Raw genomic sequence first — 22,867 nt, 5'->3', positions numbered from 1 at the left:
GCGGATTTTTTAAGGTATTGGGGCTGGTTAGCGCTTAGGCATAGGGCCCACAAGCGTCTGCGGATCGACTCGATGCTCGTACCAATTCATCCGCCAATCGAGGTGCGGCCCAGTGGCGCGACCAGTAGCGCCCACTTTTGCGATGGCGTCACCCTGCTCCACCCGCTGACCTTCTTGTACCAAGATTGCCGATAGGTGAATAAACGTAGAGGTTAAGCCGTGACCGTGGTCAACAATCAAGGTGCCGCCGGAGAAATACATATCGTCGTAAGCCAAACGCACAACGCCACCTGCAGGCGCGGTCACTACTGTGCCCGTTGGCCGAGCAACATCCACACCGAAATGAGGATTTTTAGGCGTGCCGTTATACACCCGCTGACTACCATAAACCCCTGTAATGGGCCCTATTAAGGGCCAAACAAAGGCGCCACTAAAGTCCGTTAACGGGCTGTCGATATCGCGCGCTCGGTAGGCAAGGCTCGACTCTTTACGAATCCGCGCCAGGTCTTCCTCGGGTGGATTAACCGTTTTTTCAGGCACGCCTTCTACACGCTGAATGTTATAACTGCGCGCTTGCACACCAATATCGAGAATGGATTTTTTACCTGCCCGATCAATAAGGGTTAAGCGCTGGTCTTTTTTGGTGTCTCGGCCAATGCCAAATACAAATTGACCGTCAGCGCTCAGGCGCAAGGCTCTATCACCGATAAATACCTGTGTATTAGCGGGCGCCTTGCCGCGCACCACTGCACCTTGCACATAACTGGGCTGCAAGGACAAGTCTGCCGGTGTTAAAGCAAAAACCGCCGGCACCGACAACAACCACACCCCGCCACTAAATAAAGCCGCCAGCTGAAAGCGCTGTGCCAATTTACGGGGCCGTAAATGACCCAACAGCGGCTCCAGCAGCCTGCTAGCTATCGACATATAAATTACCACCGGTTAACAAATCGTCAATAATTTGCTGGTTGGTTAACGTACCCGCAGCGGTGAGATCTAGCCCCTGCAAAATAATGACCTGACCTGTTTCAAAGCTCGCGCCAGCATTGGCATCCACACTAATATAGGTGTTGCCATCAACCACACTGAACTGTAAATAATCGAGCAGATCGCCAGACTCTTCGCCGATTAACAAATCAGAGAGGTCTAAAACATCGCCTTCACCGACATTGAAATCAGTCACTGTATCTGTGCCAGCATTGCCCGCAACCCACATGAAACGATCACTGCCATTGCCGCCCGTTAGCGTGTCATCGCCACGACCACCAAAGAGGATGTCGTCACCTTCGCCGCCGATCAACGTATCCTGATCTAGGCCACCGTAAAGAATATCGTTGCCGGTACCACCATTGAGTAAATCATCGCCGGCCTCACCAACCAATAAATCATCGCCAGAGCCACCATACAATTTATCGTTGCCATCGCCGCCGTACAATCGATCGTTATCAGCACCGCCAAACAATTGATCATCTCCGGCGCCACCTAACAAGATATCGGCGCCGATGCCACCATCAAGTAAGTCATTACCCGCATCGCCAGCAAGATGATCATCACCGTCGTTGCCATAAAGCTCATCATTGTCGGCTCCGCCAGATAAATAATCATTACCCGTGCCGCCACTAATAATGTCTTTACCGGCACCGCCGGAAATACTGTCATTGCCGGCACCACCTGACAGTATGTCATCACCGGCCGCACCGGTAATCGCATCATTTAGGGCTCCGCCGATAATATTGTCATTACCTGCAGTACCCGTGATGGTGTTGTTAATGGTGTAAAGCGCAAGTTGAGCAATATCAGACTGACCGTCCGAATCGGTTAAGGTGTAATCAATTAATACCGGCGCATTAGCCGCTAACAATGCATCAGAAGACAGCGTCGTGTATGTGATGTTGCTGATCCGAACATAGGTATCGGCAGTATCAGCAATAAAACTCACTTTTCCTATTTGTGGATAATCCAATCTAGAAATCGTTAGGGTGGCACCTGTTACATTTTCAGTACCAAGCACAGTAACCCCATCAACGCCATAAATCACCAGAGTAACCGACTCTGCTGCTCGGTCGTAGCTGGTCAATGTAAAGGTGATGTCGTGTACGCCAAATGGATTCAACCCTTTGGACATAAAATTAATATCGACTCGCTCACCTTGGTTAATACGATCATTCCAGCCGCCACCTTGCACACCAATACCGGTACTCTGGTATGTGATGGCACTGCTTGCACCTGACGCGCTAAAACCGGCCAAACTAAAACCGCTATTATTCACATTAGTCAGAGAGGTCGTGTTGACAGAATGATCAACGCCGCCGTCTCTCGCAAAGTTATAGTAGCCGTTGCTACGGAACACTAAAGTTGAAAGATCGCTTGAATCGGTAACAACAATCTCTCGAATAAGCGTACCGTTAATATCTGTTTCCGTGCTGTAGCTCCAACTCAACGTACCTGAGCTTCCTGCTGCGGGTGCAGTGGTGAAATCAAGATCAAACTCAATGCCCTTATACTTCACGTTCGATACATCGGCATTATCGACAACCTTATCAACTCCACCACCTTGTATCGCAAAAGGTGTAAAGCCAGAACCTAATGCTGGGCCACCATCGGTACCCACACCGGAAATCACATTACCTTCCAGCGGCTGATAATAATCACCAACATGCAAATCGTCTCTCGCGTCTGGCTTGTCATCGACAATGTAAAAACGCGCAGTTGCAGAGGCGCTATCGTTATCGCCATCAACAACCGTGTAGTTAAATGAAAATTCAGAACCGGCATTACCGTTCGGTGCGATAAACAAATAAGATCCGTCGGCAAAATCCATGGTGAACGTGCCGTACTGGAATCCATCATTGGCATCCAAAATGACTTTAGTGCCATCAATTTCCAAACTGACTGGCAGTGCAGGACTGACACTAAAATTCACACCGTCATAACTGATGGTATGCGCCACCGCAGGATCACCCAGCAAAATTTCGATCGAGGCGACATGACCACCGTCAGCGCCCATTGCAACGCGTGTAATAGTACCTTCCTGCGTAATATTGCCACCAAAAGCTGTAGGTACAGTGCTTAGCAATTCAGACTTCAATAATGATACATCCGACACGATAAGCGCGTTGTCAATAGTGCCATGACCACGGCCATAGGCATCAATATTATGGGCATAATTTAAATCGGTAAGGTTTGTGGGCAAGCCATCGCCAATACCCACGGAGTAAGACTTAATGCCATTGGCATTCACAAACTCCCGGTAACCCATATTTACCGGACTACCATCAGCCGTTACCGCACCATCCGACAAAAAGTAAGAGATGTTTTGTATATTATCCGCTGAATTTTGACCCGCTAGATCAGCTGTAAACTCGTTGCGAATCATCGACAATGCATCTACATAACTGGTCTGATTGGTCAGACTTCCTGTTCCTAAATGGTTGCTATAACTGGTTTGGTTTACATCTGTTACCGCCTGAATAGCCGCTTTAGCCGATTCAAAATCTGTAAAAGTACCTACCCGATGCGCGCCATTGGCAAACAACAATAAAGTCAAACTCACCTGTGTTGATTGGTTGAAATACTCCTCAGCCAAGCTCACCAACGATTCCTTCGCGAGTGATAAACGTGTATCACCGCTAGAGCCCACCGCCGCATTCATACTGGTAGAGATATCCAGAGAGAACATCAAATTAAAAATATTTTCTTCCGACTCAGGAATCGTTTGCGCCACATTAGATGCAATAGGAATATCGTCAACGATGGTGATGGTCAGATTATCCGATAAAGGTGTGACGTTAACAAAGTTATACGTAAACACTTCGTTCACATCGGTACCGGTGCTATTGCTGGTTGAAAGCTGATAGGTGTAATCACCTGTATTGGCGTCGACGGTCAATACACCCAATGGCGTGGTAACAGTGATAACGCCACCGACGGGTGAATAGGTTGTGCTATTAAACTGAATACTGGTTAAGGTGCCACCACCAGAACCGTCATTATCGAAAAGGTTGCCGCTCGCTTGCGCTGACTGGCCCTCCACGCCAGAGCCTGAAGGTAATCCGCTTTCATAAACCGTATTAAAATCTGGTTGGGTAGCACCAACGTTCAATGCCGTTGTGCCGATCGTTGTCAGTTCACCGTCGAATACCGAATAGGTAAAGGTATCTGAGGCTTCAGCGCCACTGGCGTCAAATACCAAAGAGGTAAGTTGCCCGAGCGTTAATACTTGCCCAACGGTAACCTGCGTTAGGCCATCCGCCATCATTACAATGCCCGTGGTGATATCGGGCAAGGTCAACACGGTTATCAACAGTTGAGAGTCATCTGAATCAACATCGGTTGGCGCCTGAATATTCAACGGCGTACTGAGCGTCCCCTCAACAACAAACTTACTGTTGTCGAATACCTGAGGGGCGTCATTTACCGGCGTAACCTGCAACTGGAAAGCTTCACTATCAAAAATGTTTGCAAAATTTTGATCGTAGGCCGTTAGCGACACATTGCGTATTGAAACAGACGGATTTTCGGAACTGTTTTGGTACGTTAAGGTATCCAACACGGTAATATACTCACCAATATCCGCACCACCAGATAAAGTTAGCTGCCATGTTGTGCCAGTTTGATTAACCACAGCCGTTACGTTGGTACCGGCCGTTAAATAATCAATAACATCCTGCGCGTTGATAAAGCCATTAATGGTCACAACTACCGACGACAAGTTATTGCTGTCGGCATCGGTAATGGTGAGACCATCAAACAAGGCCGTACCGACAGCATTTTCGACATAGGTTACGTCGGCAAGTGCGCCAATCGTTGGTGGCGAAATTGTGACGTCGCTAACTTCCACTGTAACCGTGGCTGTATCTATTTCACCATCATCGTCAATTAACGTGTAAGTAAACGTATCGGTACCAACAAATCCGTTAGCAGGGGTATAAGTAAATGTACCATCGCCGTTATAACTAACGCTGCCGCCAGCGCTTGAAAGACTATCAAAAGTAGATACCACAGCGCCGTCAACCAAGGTGTCGTTGGCTAACACATTACCCGTCACAAGCACTTCATCTTGACCGGTAAGATATAGATCATCCTCTGCTACGGGTGCGCCGTTATTGGCACCAATAGTGCCGACAGCTTGTACACCGTTAGTAATGAGGTGAGAGCCAGGCGCGTAATTAACCGTTTGATTGAAACCTGTCACATTGAGGTAAAAGTTCTCGTCACCTTCATAAACATTTGCGTCACTGTTGATGGTGATAGAAACTGTTGTGCTGGTTTGGCCAGCTAAAATAGTGCCGGTTAAAGGACCTACCTGCTGGTAATCTGATCCACCTTGTGCGCTTCCATTGACGGTTTGATAGGTAAACGTCAGGTTCGACGCTGGTGGCGTATCAATGTTTATCGTGAAAGTCAGTGTGGTGGTACCAGACTGAGGTTCCTGTACCGACATATCGGAAATCGAAACCGTCGGCACCAACACCATAGTCACGCTAGTGTGAGCAACATTACTCCAAGCCGAGCCATCGTTAACTGACACTTGAATGTCTTTAGCTGCACCAGACGCTGAGCCATCGTTAGTAAACTGAACAGCTCGAATCGCGCTCTGATAAGCCGCCAAAGACGCACTACCCGACAGCGTTAATAAACCTGTTGTTGGGTTATAGGCACTGGCAACAATACCCGCGGGTAAAGTGCCCACAGTGAGAAAGTCGCCTGCTTCAACGTTAGAGATCTGAACTCTAGCTGCCGTTATCAATGCACTATCCGCATCCGAAATCTGAACATCAACGTCGGCAATTCGAACTGGGGCTCCGCCCTCAGTAAAGGACGTCTGATAATTAAACCCTGATGCACCACTGGAATTATTGCCATCCAAATCAATCACTGCAGCGACATCATTAACGTTGCTGACGCTCACCGCGATGGTTTGGGTACTGCTCAAGGTGCCTTCGCCGTCGTCGGTGGCAATCACTTGCACATCGAACGGGCCGGGGTTGGTTTCATAATCGGGCGCGCTAACAAAGCTTAAGTTGCCGCTCGCATCGATCGAGAACAGCGCCGCATCGGCACCGCCCAAGCTGTACGTAATCGTGTCGCCTTCGGCATCGGTGGCCGCGTAGTTGCCCACCAAGGTGGTGTTTTCCGCCACGCTCGCACTGGTGTCGGCACCCAACACCGGGGCCGTGTTTTCAATCACGTTGCTGACGCTCACCGCGATGGTTTGCGTCGTGCTCAAGGTGCCTTCGCCGTCGTCGGTGGCAATCACTTGCACATCGAACGGGCCGGGGTTGGTTTCATAATCGGGCGCGCTAACAAAGCTTAAGTTGCCGCTCGCATCGATCGAGAACAGCGCCGCATCGGCACCGCCCAAGCTGTACGTAATGGTGTCGCCTTCGGCATCGGTGGCCGCGTAGTTGCCCACCAAGGTGGTGTTTTCCGCCACGCTCGCACTGGTGTCGGCACCCAACACCGGGGCCGTGTTTTCAATCACGTTGCTGACGCTCACCGCGATGGTCTGGGTACTGCTCAAGGTGCCTTCGCCGTCGTCGGTGGCAATCACTTGCACATCGAACGGGCCGGGGTTGGTTTCATAATCGGGCGCGCTAACAAAGCTTAAGTTGCCGCTCGCATCGATCGAGAACAGCGCCGCATCGGCACCGCCCAAGGTGTAGGTAATCGTGTCGCCTTCGGCATCGGTGGCCGCGTAGTTGCCCACCAAGGTGGTGTTTTCCGCCACGCTCGCACTGGTGTCGGCACCCAACACCGGGGCCGTGTTTTCAATCACGTTGCTGACGCTCACCGCGATGGTTTGCGTCGTGCTCAAGGTGCCTTCGCCGTCGTCGGTGGCAATCACTTGCACATCGAACGGGCCGGGGTTGGTTTCATAATCGGGCGCGCTAACAAAGCTTAAGTTGCCGCTCGCATCGATCGAGAACAGCGCCGCATCGGCACCGCCCAAGCTGTACGTAATCGTGTCGCCTTCGGCATCGGTGGCCGCGTAGTTGCCCACCAAGGTGGTGTTTTCCGCCACGCTGGCACTGGTGTCGGCACCCAACACCGGGGCCGTGTTTTCAATCACGTTGCTGACGCTCACCGCGATGGTCTGGGTACTGCTCAAGGTGCCTTCGCCGTCGTCGGTGGCAATCACTTGCACATCGAACGGGCCGGGGTTGGTTTCATAATCGGGCGCGCTAACAAAGCTTAAGTTGCCGCTCGCATCGATCGAGAACAGCGCCGCATCGGCACCGCCCAAGGTGTAGGTAATCGTGTCGCCTTCGGCATCGGTGGCCGCGTAGTTGCCCACCAAGGTGGTGTTTTCCGCCACGCTCGCACTGGTGTCGGCACCCAACACCGGGGCCGTGTTTTCAATCACGTTGCTGACGCTCACCGCGATGGTTTGCGTCGTGCTCAAGGTGCCTTCGCCGTCGTCGGTGGCAATCACTTGCACATCGAACGGGCCGGGGTTGGTTTCATAATCGGGCGCGCTAACAAAGCTTAAGTTGCCGCTCGCATCGATCGAGAACAGCGCCGCATCGGCACCGCCCAAGCTGTACGTAATCGTGTCGCCTTCGGCATCGGTGGCCGCGTAGTTGCCCACCAAGGTGGTGTTTTCTGCCACGCTCGCACTGGTGTCGGCACCCAACACCGGGGCCGTGTTTTCAATCACGTTGCTGACGCTCACCGCGATGGTTTGCGTCGTGCTCAAGGTGCCTTCGCCGTCGTCGGTGGCAATCACTTGCACATCGAACGGGCCGGGGTTGGTTTCATAATCGGGCGCGCTAACAAAGCTTAAGTTGCCGCTCGCATCGATGGTGAACAGCGCCGCATCGGCACCGCCCAAGCTGTACGTAATCGTGTCGCCTTCGGCATCGGTGGCCGCGTAGTTGCCCACCAAGGTGGTGTTTTCTGCCACGCTCGCACTGGTGTCGGCACCCAACACCGGGGCCGTGTTTTCAATCACGTTGCTGACGCTCACCGCGATGGTTTGCGTCGTGCTCAAGGTGCCTTCGCCGTCGTCGGTGGCAATCACTTGCACATCGAACGGGCCGGGGTTGGTTTCATAATCGGGTGCGCTAACAAAGCTTAAGTTGCCGCTCGCATCGATGGTGAACAGCGCCGCATCGGCACCGCCCAAGCTGTAGGTAATCGTGTCGCCTTCGGCATCGGTGGCCGCGTAGTTGCCCACCAAGGTGGTGTTTTCGGCCACGCTGGCACTGGTGTCGGCACCCAACACCGGGGCCGTGTTTTCAATCACGTTGCTGACGCTCACCGCGATGGTTTGCGTCGTGCTCAAGGTGCCTTCGCCGTCGTCGGTGGCAATCACTTGCACATCGAACGGGCCGGGGTTGGTTTCATAATCGGGCGCGCTAACAAAGCTTAAGTTGCCGCTCGCATCGATCGAGAACAGCGCCGCATCGGCACCGCCCAAGCTGTACGTAATCGTGTCGCCTTCGGCATCGGTGGCCGCGTAGTTGCCCACCAAGGTGGTGTTTTCGGCCACGCTGGCACTGGTGTCGGCACCCAACACCGGGGCCGTGTTTTCAATCACGTTGCTGACGCTCACCGCGATGGTTTGCGTCGTGCTCAAGCTGCCTTCGCCGTCGTCGGTGGCAATCACTTGCACATCGAACGGGCCGGGGTTGGTTTCATAATCGGGCGCGCTAACAAAGCTTAAGTTGCCGCTCGCATCGATCGAGAACAGCGCCGCATCGGCACCGCCCAAGGTGTAGGTGATCGTGTCGCCTTCGGCATCGGTGGCCGCGTAGTTGCCCACCAAGGTGGTGTTTTCCGCCACGCTGGCACTGGTGTCGGCACCCAACACCGGGGCCGTGTTTTCAATCACGTTGCTGACGCTCACCGCGATGGTTTGCGTCGTGCTCAAGGTGCCTTCGCCGTCGTCGGTGGCAATCACTTGCACATCGAACGGGCCGGGGTTGGTTTCATAATCGGGTGCGCTAACAAAGCTTAAGTTGCCGCTCGCATCGATGGTGAACAGCGCCGCATCGGCACCGCCCAAGCTGTACGTAATCGTGTCGCCTTCGGCATCGGTGGCCGCGTAGTTGCCCACCAAGGTGGTGTTTTCCGCCACGCTGGCACTGGTGTCGGCACCCAACACCGGGGCCGTGTTTTCAATCACGTTGCTGACGCTCACCGCGATGGTCTGGGTACTGCTCAAGGTGCCTTCGCCGTCGTCGGTGGCAATCACTTGCACATCGAACGGGCCGGGGTTGGTTTCATAATCGGGCGCGCTAACAAAGCTTAAGTTGCCGCTCGCATCGATCGAGAACAGCGCCGCATCGGCACCGCCCAAGGTGTAGGTGATCGTGTCGCCTTCGGCATCGGTGGCCGCGTAGTTGCCCACCAAGGTGGTGTTTTCCGCCACGCTGGCACTGGTGTCGGCACCCAACACCGGGGCCGTGTTTTCAATCACGTTGCTGACGCTCACCGCGATGGTTTGCGTCGTGCTCAAGCTGCCTTCGCCGTCGTCGGTGGCAATCACTTGCACATCGAACGGGCCGGGGTTGGTTTCATAATCGGGTGCGCTAACAAAGCTTAAGTTGCCGCTCGCATCGATGGTGAACAGCGCCGCATCGGCACCGCCCAAGCTGTACGTAATCGTGTCGCCTTCGGCATCGGTGGCCGCGTAGTTGCCCACCAAGGTGGTGTTTTCCGCCACGCTGGCACTGGTGTCGGCACCCAACACCGGGGCCGTGTTTTCAATCACGTTGCTGACGCTCACCGCGATGGTCTGGGTACTGCTCAAGGTGCCTTCGCCGTCGTCGGTGGCAATCACTTGCACATCGAACGGGCCGGGGTTGGTTTCATAATCGGGCGCGCTAACAAAGCTTAAGTTGCCGCTCGCATCGATCGAGAACAGCGCCGCATCGGCACCGCCCAAGGTGTAGGTAATCGTGTCGCCTTCGGCATCGGTGGCCGCGTAGTTGCCCACCAAGGTGGTGTTTTCCGCCACGCTCGCACTGGTGTCGGCACCCAACACCGGGGCCGTGTTTTCAATCACGTTGCTGACGCTCACCGCGATGGTTTGCGTCGTGCTCAAGCTGCCTTCGCCGTCGTCGGTGGCAATCACTTGCACATCGAACGGGCCGGGGTTGGTTTCATAATCGGGCGCGCTAACAAAGCTTAAGTTGCCGCTCGCATCGATCGAGAACAGCGCCGCATCGGCACCGCCCAAGCTGTACGTAATCGTGTCGCCTTCGGCATCGGTGGCCGCGTAGTTGCCCACCAAGGTGGTGTTTTCCGCCACGCTCGCACTGGTGTCGGCACCCAACACCGGGGCCGTGTTTTCAATCACGTTGCTGACGCTCACCGCGATGGTTTGCGTCGTGCTCAAGGTGCCTTCGCCGTCGTCGGTGGCAATCACTTGCACATCGAACGGGCCGGGGTTGGTTTCATAATCGGGCGCGCTAACAAAGCTTAAGTTGCCGCTCGCATCGATGGTGAACAGCGCCGCATCGGCACCGCCCAAGCTGTAGGTGATCGTGTCGCCTTCGGCATCGGTGGCCGCGTAGTTGCCCACCAAGGTGGTGTTTTCCGCCACGCTCGCACTGGTGTCGGCACCCAACACCGGGGCCGTGTTTTCAATCACGTTGCTGACGCTCACCGCGATGGTTTGCGTCGTGCTCAAGGTGCCTTCGCCGTCGTCGGTGGCAATCACTTGCACATCGAACGGGCCGGGGTTGGTTTCATAATCGGGTGCGCTAACAAAGCTTAAGTTGCCGCTCGCATCGATGGTGAACAGCGCCGCATCGGCACCGCCCAAGCTGTACGTAATCGTGTCGCCTTCGGCATCGGTGGCCGCGTAGTTGCCCACCAAGGTGGTGTTTTCCGCCACGCTGGCACTGGTGTCGGCACCCAACACCGGGGCCGTGTTTTCAATCACGTTGCTGACGCTCACCGCGATGGTCTGGGTACTGCTCAAGGTGCCTTCGCCGTCGTCGGTGGCAATCACTTGCACATCGAACGGGCCGGGGTTGGTTTCATAATCGGGCGCGCTAACAAAGCTTAAGTTGCCGCTCGCATCGATCGAGAACAGCGCCGCATCGGCACCGCCCAAGCTGTACGTAATCGTGTCGCCTTCGGCATCGGTGGCCGCGTAGTTGCCCACCAAGGTGGTGTTTTCCGCCACGCTCGCACTGGTGTCGGCACCCAACACCGGGGCCGTGTTTTCAATCACGTTGCTGACGCTCACCGCGATGGTTTGCGTCGTGCTCAAGGTGCCTTCGCCGTCGTCGGTGGCAATCACTTGCACATCGAACGGGCCGGGGTTGGTTTCATAATCGGGCGCGCTAACAAAGCTTAAGTTGCCGCTCGCATCGATCGAGAACAGCGCCGCATCGGCACCGCCCAAGCTGTACGTAATGGTGTCGCCTTCGGCATCGGTGGCCGCGTAGTTGCCCACCAAGGTGGTGTTTTCCGCCACGCTCGCACTGGTGTCGGCACCCAACACCGGGGCCGTGTTTTCAATCACGTTGCTGACGCTCACCGCGATGGTCTGGGTACTGCTCAAGGTGCCTTCGCCGTCGTCGGTGGCAATCACTTGCACATCGAACGGGCCGGGGTTGGTTTCATAATCGGGCGCGCTAACAAAGCTTAAGTTGCCGCTCGCATCGATCGAGAACAGCGCCGCATCGGCACCGCCCAAGGTGTAGGTAATCGTGTCGCCTTCGGCATCGGTGGCCGCGTAGTTGCCCACCAAGGTGGTGTTTTCCGCCACGCTCGCACTGGTGTCGGCACCCAACACCGGGGCCGTGTTTTCAATCACGTTGCTGACGCTCACCGCGATGGTTTGCGTCGTGCTCAAGGTGCCTTCGCCGTCGTCGGTGGCAATCACTTGCACATCGAACGGGCCGGGGTTGGTTTCATAATCGGGCGCGCTAACAAAGCTTAAGTTGCCGCTCGCATCGATCGAGAACAGCGCCGCATCGGCACCGCCCAAGCTGTACGTAATCGTGTCGCCTTCGGCATCGGTGGCCGCGTAGTTGCCCACCAAGGTGGTGTTTTCCGCCACGCTGGCACTGGTGTCGGCACCCAACACCGGGGCCGTGTTTTCAATCACGTTGCTGACGCTCACCGCGATGGTCTGGGTACTGCTCAAGGTGCCTTCGCCGTCGTCGGTGGCAATCACTTGCACATCGAACGGGCCGGGGTTGGTTTCATAATCGGGCGCGCTAACAAAGCTTAAGTTGCCGCTCGCATCGATCGAGAACAGCGCCGCATCGGCACCGCCCAAGGTGTAGGTAATCGTGTCGCCTTCGGCATCGGTGGCCGCGTAGTTGCCCACCAAGGTGGTGTTTTCCGCCACGCTCGCACTGGTGTCGGCACCCAACACCGGGGCCGTGTTTTCAATCACGTTGCTGACGCTCACCGCGATGGTTTGCGTCGTGCTCAAGGTGCCTTCGCCGTCGTCGGTGGCAATCACTTGCACATCGAACGGGCCGGGGTTGGTTTCATAATCGGGCGCGCTAACAAAGCTTAAGTTGCCGCTCGCATCGATCGAGAACAGCGCCGCATCGGCACCGCCCAAGCTGTACGTAATCGTGTCGCCTTCGGCATCGGTGGCCGCGTAGTTGCCCACCAAGGTGGTGTTTTCTGCCACGCTCGCACTGGTGTCGGCACCCAACACCGGGGCCGTGTTTTCAATCACGTTGCTGACGCTCACCGCGATGGTTTGCGTCGTGCTCAAGGTGCCTTCGCCGTCGTCGGTGGCAATCACTTGCACATCGAACGGGCCGGGGTTGGTTTCATAATCGGGCGCGCTAACAAAGCTTAAGTTGCCGCTCGCATCGATGGTGAACAGCGCCGCATCGGCACCGCCCAAGCTGTAGGTGATCGTGTCGCCTTCGGCATCGGTGGCCGCGTAGTTGCCCACCAAGGTGGTGTTTTCCGCCACGCTCGCACTGGTGTCGGCACCCAACACCGGGGCCGTGTTTTCAATCACGTTGCTGACGCTCACCGCGATGGTTTGCGTCGTGCTCAAGGTGCCTTCGCCGTCGTCGGTGGCAATCACTTGCACATCGAACGGGCCGGGGTTGGTTTCATAATCGGGTGCGCTAACAAAGCTTAAGTTGCCGCTCGCATCGATGGTGAACAGCGCCGCATCGGCACCGCCCAAGCTGTACGTAATCGTGTCGCCTTCGGCATCGGTGGCCGCGTAGTTGCCCACCAAGGTGGTGTTTTCCGCCACGCTGGCACTGGTGTCGGCACCCAACACCGGGGCCGTGTTTTCAATCACGTTGCTGACGCTCACCGCGATGGTCTGGGTACTGCTCAAGGTGCCTTCGCCGTCGTCGGTGGCAATCACTTGCACATCGAACGGGCCGGGGTTGGTTTCATAATCGGGCGCGCTAACAAAGCTTAAGTTGCCGCTCGCATCGATCGAGAACAGCGCCGCATCGGCACCGCCCAAGCTGTACGTAATCGTGTCGCCTTCGGCATCGGTGGCCGCGTAGTTGCCCACCAAGGTGGTGTTTTCCGCCACGCTCGCACTGGTGTCGGCACCCAACACCGGGGCCGTGTTTTCAATCACGTTGCTGACGCTCACCGCGATGGTTTGCGTCGTGCTCAAGGTGCCTTCGCCGTCGTCGGTGGCAATCACTTGCACATCGAACGGGCCGGGGTTGGTTTCATAATCGGGCGCGCTAACAAAGCTTAAGTTGCCGCTCGCATCGATCGAGAACAGCGCCGCATCGGCACCGCCCAAGCTGTACGTAATGGTGTCGCCTTCGGCATCGGTGGCCGCGTAGTTGCCCACCAAGGTGGTGTTTTCCGCCACGCTCGCACTGGTGTCGGCACCCAACACCGGGGCCGTGTTTTCAATCACGTTGCTGACGCTCACCGCGATGGTCTGGGTACTGCTCAAGGTGCCTTCGCCGTCGTCGGTGGCAATCACTTGCACATCGAACGGGCCGGGGTTGGTTTCATAATCGGGCGCGCTAACAAAGCTTAAGTTGCCGCTCGCATCGATCGAGAACAGCGCCGCATCGGCACCGCCCAAGCTGTAGGTAATCGTGTCGCCTTCGGCATCGGTGGCCGCGTAGTTGCCCACCAAGGTGGTGTTTTCCGCCACGCTCGCACTGGTGTCGGCACCCAACACCGGGGCCGTGTTTTCAATCACGTTGCTGACGCTCACCGCGATGGTTTGCGTCGTGCTCAAGGTGCCTTCGCCGTCGTCGGTGGCAATCACTTGCACATCGAACGGGCCGGGGTTGGTTTCATAATCGGGCGCGCTAACAAAGCTTAAGTTGCCGCTCGCATCGATCGAGAACAGCGCCGCATCGGCACCGCCCAAGCTGTACGTAATGGTGTCGCCTTCGGCATCGGTGGCCGCGTAGTTGCCCACCAAGGTGGTGTTTTCCGCCACGCTCGCACTGGTGTCGGCACCCAACACCGGGGCCGTGTTTTCAATCACTTGGACGATATTGACGGTAGCGGTAGCCTCGGCAGATGTCGCCGTACCGTCACTGGCCGTTACACCAATAATTTGGTTGGCCAATGTTTGCGTGTCATTTTCAATGGCCGCTTGACCTGCCGCAGTAAGCGTCACCACACCGCTGTTCGGATCTAATATCTCGAAGTAGCCATTGGCGTTGCCGCTGGTAATGCTGTAAGTGAGGATGTCGCCATCAAGATCGTTGGCTACGAAGGTCGCGACGATGTCACCAGCGACAGCGACATTTTCAACCTGTGTGCTGCCTGACGCTGAGTCTATGGTTGGAGCATCGTTGATATTGGCAACCGGTGCGGTGGCAGCGGATGTGATTGTAGAAGTCTCACCCAGCGCGTCGGTATAAACGGCGCGTACGGTGATAACCGTTCCAACTTGCGCATCGGCTAATTGAAACGTTGATCCGGTTGCGCCATCGATAGCAACACCGTTAGAAAACCACTGATAACTCACCGCAGGACTAAGGCCATCTGGATCGGTGAGCACCGCTGTGAGCACTTCGTCTTCCTGCACAGAGCCAGAAATGACAAGACTGCCGGGCTGATTAACGGGCTCGGCCTGATAACTCAGTTGATTGGTTACCAACAGGCTGTTGCCTGCCGCATCGGTCGCGGTAAAGCTCGCCAAAATGGAGAGATCGCTATCGGCTTGTAAATCCGTGCCGGCAATGTCAACGGTGAAGCTACCATCAGCCGCGACAGCAGCGGTGTAAGCAACGCCATTCACCGTCAAAGTCACCAAATCGCCAGCGGTGAAATCACCGGTTACAGAGCCACTGATAGGGATATTACCGGTAGCTTCGGCGAGCGTCAGGAAATTATCAGGCGTTACGGGCGATGAGAAACCAATGGCACCATTAACGTCTGAGTCGATACTAAAACCGCGGCTCGCGCTAGCGGTTCCAGCCGTGACACTTACCGTATACTGACCATCGGCGGCAGCCAGTAAATCTGCACTAGGAACAGTTGCCGACCAAACACCATCGACCACCGTTGCGGTGTAAACAGCGCCATTAAAAGTGACGCTAATGGAGCCGTTCGGCACATTAGCCGCCTGCCCTGTTATTACCAGCGGCTGAGCCTGTTCCTGGGCATTCAACACATCATCTATAGCCAACGCATCAATCGACAAGATGGGCGTTGGCGCCGCTACAAACAACCCATCGCTGTCGCGGCCGCCGATATCTTCGAAGCGTCTATTGCCGTCAAAACCTTGGGTGTTGGTTTCAAAGCCACTGTCCGGGGTGACTCGTTCCGCCGTTAAATCGATTCGCACACCCGAGGTACCGGCGCTACCGTCGCCGCCGCCAGTCTCACCGGCGGCTGCCGATGGCAAAACGTCGTCTAACGAGCGTCCTTCAGCAATGGCTTGTTCAATAGCGTCAAAATTCACCGCGCCCTGAATGCTGCCTTCGACCTCTTTGTTATCTAGCTGGGCGAGAAAAGCCTTATCAAAACGCATTTTTTCCGATTGCCCAAGCGTGACCACGGCATCGCGCCCAATGGCCAGCATAAGCACAGATTGCGTATCGGTATTTAGTAAGTCGTTAAGCCGGATTTGATCATTTGCAGTCAACGGCGTCTTATTGCCATTGGCATCCGTAACCCAAGCCTGCCCCTGTACGGCAAGAACTTGAGCGGATGTTACATTTGCTGCGAAAGAATTAGCCATGCTTACCTCAAACTACTAAATCAAAGGGGGCTCGCCCCCAGTACGCCGACGTTAGGTCGGCAGGGTATCCTTACAGTTTAGTGGCTATTTGCCACTTAAATAGGCAGTAAGATCGCCCTTTGCATTCAAAATACGGTATTGGGCAAATAAGCGATCATAATTGGCCCCAATCAATGAGCGCTTGGAATCCACCAGCTCATTTTCCGTGTTCAACAAATCCAATAAGGTGCGACGACCTATGTTGAACTGCTGCTGATAGGCCTTTTTGGTGCTAGTCGCAGCGCGTACATGCTCTTGCAAGTAACGCAGTTGATTGCTTACCGCCTCGTAGTTACTCCAAGACAAACGCATACTTTCAATCACTTGACGGTGTGTGTTGTTGCGAATTTCACGGGCCTCTTCCAGCAAGTAGGCAGTTTGACCGCGACGAGCCTTATCCGCACCGCCGTTGTAAAGGTTATAGCGCAAACGCAAAGCAACAACCAAATCCTCGTCTCTACCTTCAACACCGCCAATATTATTGTCGATGTTCTTATCCGCCTCTAGTTGCAGGGTCGGCCAGTAATTACTGCCCGCAGCCTCATATTGAGCTTGCGCGGCACTCACATCGGCAACAGCGGCGAGCAGAGTGGGATGACGCTCCGAGGCCTCACCCACGGCTGCCTCCATATCCGCGGGCAACTGCACTACTTGATTCGGCATGGCCATCGTTTTGGTATCGGGTAAAAACCCAACGACGCGATAGAAGTTAGTGCGCGCATCGAGCAGATTGTTCTCTGCCACCACTAAATTGCTATTGGCCAAGGCTAAACGTGCGGAAATCTGATCAAGATCGGCTTTGCTGCCAACTCCTGAGCGATTGCGTAGCACCATTTGATCGTAGATATTTTGGTGTTCCTTCAAGCTATCTTTAGCCAACTGGAGCAAATCCACTTGGCGCAGCAAGTTGAGGTACACCTCTGCAGCGCGAAGGGTGACATTGTCAGTTGACGCCAAGGCCTGGTAACTGGCGCTATCGACGCGGGCGCGCTGACGATTTACTTCTTCCGACGTCGCAAAACCATCGAAGACCATCTGGCGCGCTTGCAGGGACAATTCGTTTCGATCTAAAGAGACAGTTTCATCTAAGGTAGACGGATTGCGCGTTTCCTCGTAGCCCACACCGGCAGTGACATCGACCCTTGGCAGATAACCAGCCTTGGCTAGGCTCACCTCGGCTTTGCGGGAATCTAACTCATGCTGCGCAGCCAACACCTCTGGATGAGATTCGAGAGCCTGTCGAACCGCGTCTTCTAGAGACAGTGCGTGAACAAACGTAGCTGCGCCTAGTAAAGGCAAGCCAATAAGTAGCGATCTAGTGAACTTCATGAATTCCAATAACTCCTTGATCCTTCAACACACTATTGCGGAAGACAAATGTGAGACATTCCACATTTACGACTGAGAAAAGGCAATAATGACCTAATAAAAACTTCTTAAAGTGTAAAAACGAATAACTGAGCGGTCTAACTGATGACCATAAAGGTACGCCTGTACCACAAAAGTTCGTTATAAAAGCGTGCATTTTGCCATTGTGCAGGGAATTAAGCGCCAAAAATAGGGCATAACCCGCCAAGCATATGACAATAATACCGATATTAGAGACAACGCAGGCAAAAAAGTTCTAAAAGAGGTAGACGCTTATGCACTATCAGCGCTCACGGAGGGCTAACTGCTTCGTTTTGAGAATCGGTTTGAGCAGATAATCGAGTATGGTCTTCTCGCCAGTCAAAATATCAACACTGACCACCATACCGGGAATAATAGGCAGCGGATTAGCCGCATCGCCAAGATATGCCGAACCCGTTTCGATTCGAACAAGGTAATAGCTATTACCCTCCTCATCGACAATGGTATCTGGGCTGATCTGGACTACATTGCCTTCTAGTCCACCGTGGATGGCAAAGTCGTAGGCGGTGACTTTGACGTTGGCGACCTGGCCAGGCGTTATAAAGGCAATATCAGCCGGCCGTACACGAGCCTCAACCAACAACTTATCTTCATTGGGAACAATTTCAACAATATCCATGCCCGGGCGTATCACTCCGCCAATGGTATCCACCAACATTTGCTTAACGGTACCGGCCACAGGGGACCTTACCAGCGTGCGCTTAACTCGATCTTCAGCCGCCTTGCTGGACTGCAACTGGCGCGATAATTCACCTTTAACGTCAGCCAATTCCTTTTGCACTTCTGACTGAAAAGCAAGCTGTGAAGCCGCCAACTTTTCTCTTACCTCATCTAGGCCAGCTTGCGCCCGAGGGATGCCGAGTTGAGCACTCTCAAGCTCACCGAGTAGGTCGTTCGCCTGCCTCTCTAAGCGCAACATTTCAACCTCAGACACAGCACCGTCCTGAACCAAAGGCCGGGTCAGCTCTAGCTCGGATTCCAATAACTTATAACTGCGCGCTATCTGCCGCTCCCGCGCCACTAGCTCGTTGAGCTCCTGTTGTTTTTGTGTCGCCTGCTCGCGAAATACCGACTCACCCGTTTGGCGCTCTAATTTACGCGAAGTAAATAAGGCAAATTCTTGCGCGACAAATTGCTCGTCAACATCTTTGATACTGTCAGGTGAAAAATCTCGACCAGCGGCCTCAGCCTCCAACCGAACCACTTTTGCGGTCAATTGATCGAGCGTTACATCCGTTTCAAGGAGCGATGAATTAAATAAGGTATCATCGATACGCAACAAAGGTTGATCTCGGGTCACCACCTGACCTTCACGAACAAATAACTCCTGAACAATACCGCCCTCCAAATTCTGAATAACCTGCAGTTTTTGCGACGGAATAACCCGCCCTTCGCCACGGGTGAATTCATCGATAGATGCGAAGCTGGCCCATAATAAAATGACCACAAAAAAAACCGCTACGGCCCAGAGCAAGGCCTGCCCACCGCGGGGAGACTGTTGCAATACAGCTGCGGCAGAAGACGACATGTAATCCAAGTCATCGTCAAAGTGCGGCCTTTCTACAGGATCATCAGCCGAGCCTACATATTGACGCCATTTAGTGAGCGGGTGAAACACGAAGCTGCCCCTTTTTGAGTGCTTCAAGCACAGATTCTTTAGGCCCATCGGCAATTAATCTACCTTGATCTAACACAATAATGCGATCAACCAAGGTTAAGAGCGACGTTTTATGGGTTACGACGATTAAGGTTTTACCATCGCAGGTTTGCGTAAGGTGCCGCTTTAAACGCTCCTCGGTACTATTGTCCATCGCCGTGCTGGGTTCGTCCAAAATATAAATGGGCGGCTGATTGAGCACCGCGCGCGCGATGGCAATACTTTGGCGCTGACCGCCAGACAACGCAGCACCGCGCTCGCCAACCTGCCGATCCAAGCCATTGGGATGGGCATTCACAAACTCAGATACACCGCTTATTTCCGCCGCGCGAATTACATCGTCATCGGTTGCTAAGGGGTTGCCGTATAAAATATTGTCCCGCACCGAGCCAAAAAATAACGTGACATCCTGTGGGACTGAGCCAATATGCGCGCGTAAATCCGCTGGATCGATTTGACTTTGGTCGACACCATCAATCAACACCGCACCCTGTGTCGGCCGATATAAACCGGTCATCAACTTTTGCAGCGTTGTTTTACCTGAACCTATGCGCCCAATAATGGCGACATGTTCACCCGCATCAATCGTGAAACTAACCTGCTCAACCGCTGTTTGTTTTTCGCCCGGGTAGGAAAAGGTCACTTTATCAAAGGTGATTTTTCCTTTTAACTGCGAGCGCGCCACAAAAGGCTTTTCATCGTCTCGCTCCTGGGGTTTATTGACGATGGCATCAAGCGATTCCAAGGCCGTTTTGGTTTGGTGAAAATTCACCATCAACCCAGACACCTGCGCCATGGGCGCCATTGCCCTTGCCGCTAACATCACGCAGGCAATTAGGCCACCCATGGTGAGATCGCGCTCGGCAATCTGATACACACCCACAATCACCACAACAACACCCGCTACTTGCTGAACCATGCCGGCGCCTGCAGTGGTCGTGGATGTCAGTAGTTTGACCCTCTGGCCCCATTGCGCCAGATGCCCGACTGACTTTTCCCACGAGCGCTGCAATCGACCTTCGGCACCAATTAATTTCACCGTTTCTAGGGCCGTCAGGGTTTCCACCAAGGTCGCATTTTTCTGTGCCGATGAGCGATAGGTCTCTTCAACGGCAAAGCCCAGCTTGCGTTGCATGTACCAGGAAAAGAACAAGATAATAGGAATAGCGCTCAGGGGCACCAACACTAAGGGGCCAGCCAAATATACGATCACCACAAGGAATAAAAGCGTGAAGGGTAGATCGACGAATGCCGTTACCGTTGAACTGGTAATAAAGCTTCTAATGGACTCAAATTCGCGCAACTGGCTAGCAAACACGCCCACCGATTGCGGATGCTCTTCGTACCGAGCCCCAAGTACGCGCTCGAAAATATAGGCGGACAGTTGCACATCGGCTTTCTTCCCCGCCACCTCGATAAAATAGTTACGCAACAACTTTAAAATCAAATCAAAGCCGTATACCAAGATAACGCCGATTGCCAACACCCAGAGTGTTTCCAGTGCGGCATTTGGTACCACCCGGTCGTACACGTTCATCACAAACAGTGGGTTGGCCAGAGCAAACAGATTGATCAAAACCGAGGCGACCAACACATCGCGATAGATGCGCCAGGACTTACCAATCACCCGCCAGAACCAATGCCCGTCGTGATGACGCGCCAACTCTAAGGTGCGCTCGTCATAACGGTGCTGTGGCTTACAAAATATACAAAAGCCCGTATAAGATTTAGCCAACGCTTCCGAAGTCACCGTGACACGCCCATCGGTTGCCGTATCGAGTAAAAGTAAATCACCGCTGTCTTCGCGGCTGAGTAAAACAACCGCTTGGTTATCCTCAAGTAACAGTACGACGGGTAGCACCAAAGAGGGGATTTCATCTAATGTGCGCTTGGCTACTTTGGCCGATAACCCCGCGCGCTTGGCGGCACGCACGAACAAGTCTGGCGAAAGGCGATTATCCACCAATGGCAGCCCCGCCACGAGCGAGGTAGCCGAACACTGGCGATGCTCTCGCTTCGCTAAAGAAAGTAGGCAATCCAACAGTGGATCATGTTGCCGCTGGCTTTTTTCATGAGAAACGCCCGCCAAGGCCTCTGAATTCATTGCTATGCTCTGTAAGACTGTAATTTGCAGCATAGTCTATTAAGCCACAGCACAGGTCAACTCATGCCCTACGTTAAACGCGATTCTGCCGGTCGAATTGTAAGCCTGCATGGCAGTGCAGAAGAAGCCGGCGAACAACTCAGCGCCAGCCACCCGGAGGTTGAACGCTTTTTAGCCCAAACCACCATGCCGACACCGGACGCCTACAAGCGCGCACTGGCTGAATCGGATCAAGATATCGCCCGCATCACAGAGGATTTAATTCACTTATTAATATCCAAAAACCTCATTCTGTTCACCGATCTTCCAAATGTAGTGCAACAGAAATTATTAGACAGGGAAAAGCTGCGCTCCCACCTACAAGAGGCAGAAGACAACTTTTTAGACGATAGTGAGCTGCTATAAACGGTGAGCCCGTTCCACTTAACGCAAACTTTTTACACCGACTCGCGCTGAATCAAGGTCGATTTAACGCGCTGGTGCTGCACGATGGGCTCGGAGGATCTTAGCTGCATCAACATAAGTTGAGCCGCCTGTCGCGCCATTTCTACGATGGGCTGGCGCACAGTAGTCAAACCTGGCCACAGTTGTTCGGCTGCAGGAATGTCATCAAAGCCGGCGATGGCTACGTCACCGGGAATTTTCTTGCCCAGTTTATGGGCTAGTTTAATCGCACCGGCCGCCATATCATCGTTGCTGGCAAAAATAGCGCTCGGGGGATTTTCCGACAGAAGAAGTTTTTCGGCCGCATAATAACCAGATTCAAAACTGTTCATACCTTGCACTACCAAACGCTTTTCAACCGGGATGCCCTGATACATTAGTGCCTTTTGGTAACCTTGGTAACGATTTGCCATCGCCTTGTGATCAGGGTGCCCCAAAATATAACCAATGCGTTTATGGCCCTTTTCAAGTAGCCGAGACGTCATCGCAAATGCCGCTTCTTCATCATTGGTCATGACACTTGAGCAGGGAATGGCATCCTGAGCGGGGGCTATAACCACCACCGAAATGTGCAGCTCCATCAAGCGCCGCACTAAATTCTCATGGTCGGACAAAGGCGGGGTCAACACCACACCATCGACGCGCGACTGGCGCACAAGGCTCACAACCTGTTGCTCCAACTCAGGGTCTTTATGGTCACAAGGGTGAATTAAGAGGTCATAACCGGCTGGTCGACACTCGGCCAATATGCCGTTTTGCACATCGATAACATAACTGGCTGAAGGGTTGTCGTACAACAATGCCACTAAGTATGAACGGTTACTCGCTAAGCTTCGCGCTGATTGGCTCGGGTGATAACCTAACTTATCGATCGCCTTTTGCACTTTCTCTCGGGTAGCCGCACGCACATTTGGTTCACTATTAACCACGCGAGAAACTGTTTTGATAGATACACCAGCCAGTGCTGCTACATCATCGATAGTTGATTTCGCCAACGATCGCCCCAGAGTAAAATAAATATCACAAGTAATTTAAAACCAATTTACAACGCCGCCTACTGCAGCGCTCTATAGCTTTAACGAAA

Annotated in this window: 7 protein-coding genes; 1 reads left to right on the top strand and 6 read right to left on the bottom strand. The window is 53.9% G+C overall.

What is annotated here, in order from left to right:
- Nucleotides 1-27 precede the first annotated feature (27 nt).
- The 5 genes from ACGHTT_RS06765 to ACGHTT_RS06745 all read right to left on the bottom strand — a co-directional run bounded on the left by ACGHTT_RS06765 (nucleotide 28) and on the right by ACGHTT_RS06745 (nucleotide 21,339).
- Nucleotides 28-927: a M23 family metallopeptidase gene (locus ACGHTT_RS06765; RefSeq protein ID WP_390594308.1), complete on the bottom strand. Its 900-nt coding sequence runs from the start codon at nucleotides 925-927 to the stop codon at nucleotides 28-30.
- Nucleotides 914-16,129, bottom strand: a complete 15,216-nt coding sequence (locus ACGHTT_RS06760) for an Ig-like domain-containing protein (protein ID WP_390594307.1) — start codon at nucleotides 16,127-16,129, stop codon at nucleotides 914-916. The genes ACGHTT_RS06765 and ACGHTT_RS06760 overlap by 14 nt, the downstream gene beginning before the upstream one ends.
- Before the next feature lie 84 nt (nucleotides 16,130-16,213).
- Nucleotides 16,214-17,497: a TolC family outer membrane protein gene (locus ACGHTT_RS06755; RefSeq protein ID WP_390594306.1), complete on the bottom strand. Its 1,284-nt coding sequence runs from the start codon at nucleotides 17,495-17,497 to the stop codon at nucleotides 16,214-16,216.
- Nucleotides 17,498-17,819: 322 nt separating this feature from the next.
- On the bottom strand, nucleotides 17,820-19,196 hold the full coding sequence (locus tag ACGHTT_RS06750; RefSeq protein WP_390594305.1) for an HlyD family type I secretion periplasmic adaptor subunit: 1,377 nt from the start codon (nucleotides 19,194-19,196) through the stop codon (nucleotides 17,820-17,822).
- Nucleotides 19,177-21,339: a type I secretion system permease/ATPase gene (locus tag ACGHTT_RS06745; protein ID WP_390594303.1), complete on the bottom strand. Its 2,163-nt coding sequence runs from the start codon at nucleotides 21,337-21,339 to the stop codon at nucleotides 19,177-19,179. Before ACGHTT_RS06745 ends, ACGHTT_RS06750 begins: the two co-directional genes overlap by 20 nt.
- Nucleotides 21,340-21,402: 63 nt before the next feature.
- Between ACGHTT_RS06745 and ACGHTT_RS06740 the strand changes: the two genes are divergently transcribed.
- Nucleotides 21,403-21,744 carry a hypothetical protein gene (locus ACGHTT_RS06740; RefSeq protein ID WP_390594301.1) on the top strand — a complete coding sequence of 114 codons (342 nt, stop codon included), beginning with the start codon at nucleotides 21,403-21,405 and terminating at the stop codon, nucleotides 21,742-21,744.
- 32 nt (nucleotides 21,745-21,776) lie between these two features.
- Here ACGHTT_RS06740 and ACGHTT_RS06735 read toward each other — a convergent pair whose 3' ends face one another.
- The gene (locus tag ACGHTT_RS06735) at nucleotides 21,777-22,778 is read right to left on the bottom strand and encodes a LacI family DNA-binding transcriptional regulator (protein WP_390594299.1); all 1,002 of its coding nucleotides are present in this window, start codon (nucleotides 22,776-22,778) and stop codon (nucleotides 21,777-21,779) included.
- Nucleotides 22,779-22,867: the final 89 nt, after the last annotated feature.

The organism is Simiduia litorea, assembly GCF_042853465.1.
Classification (GTDB): domain Bacteria; phylum Pseudomonadota; class Gammaproteobacteria; order Pseudomonadales; family Cellvibrionaceae; genus Simiduia; species Simiduia litorea.
The sequence above is the reverse complement of the archived record's forward strand: the minus strand, read 5'-3'. Positions and strand labels throughout refer to the sequence as shown.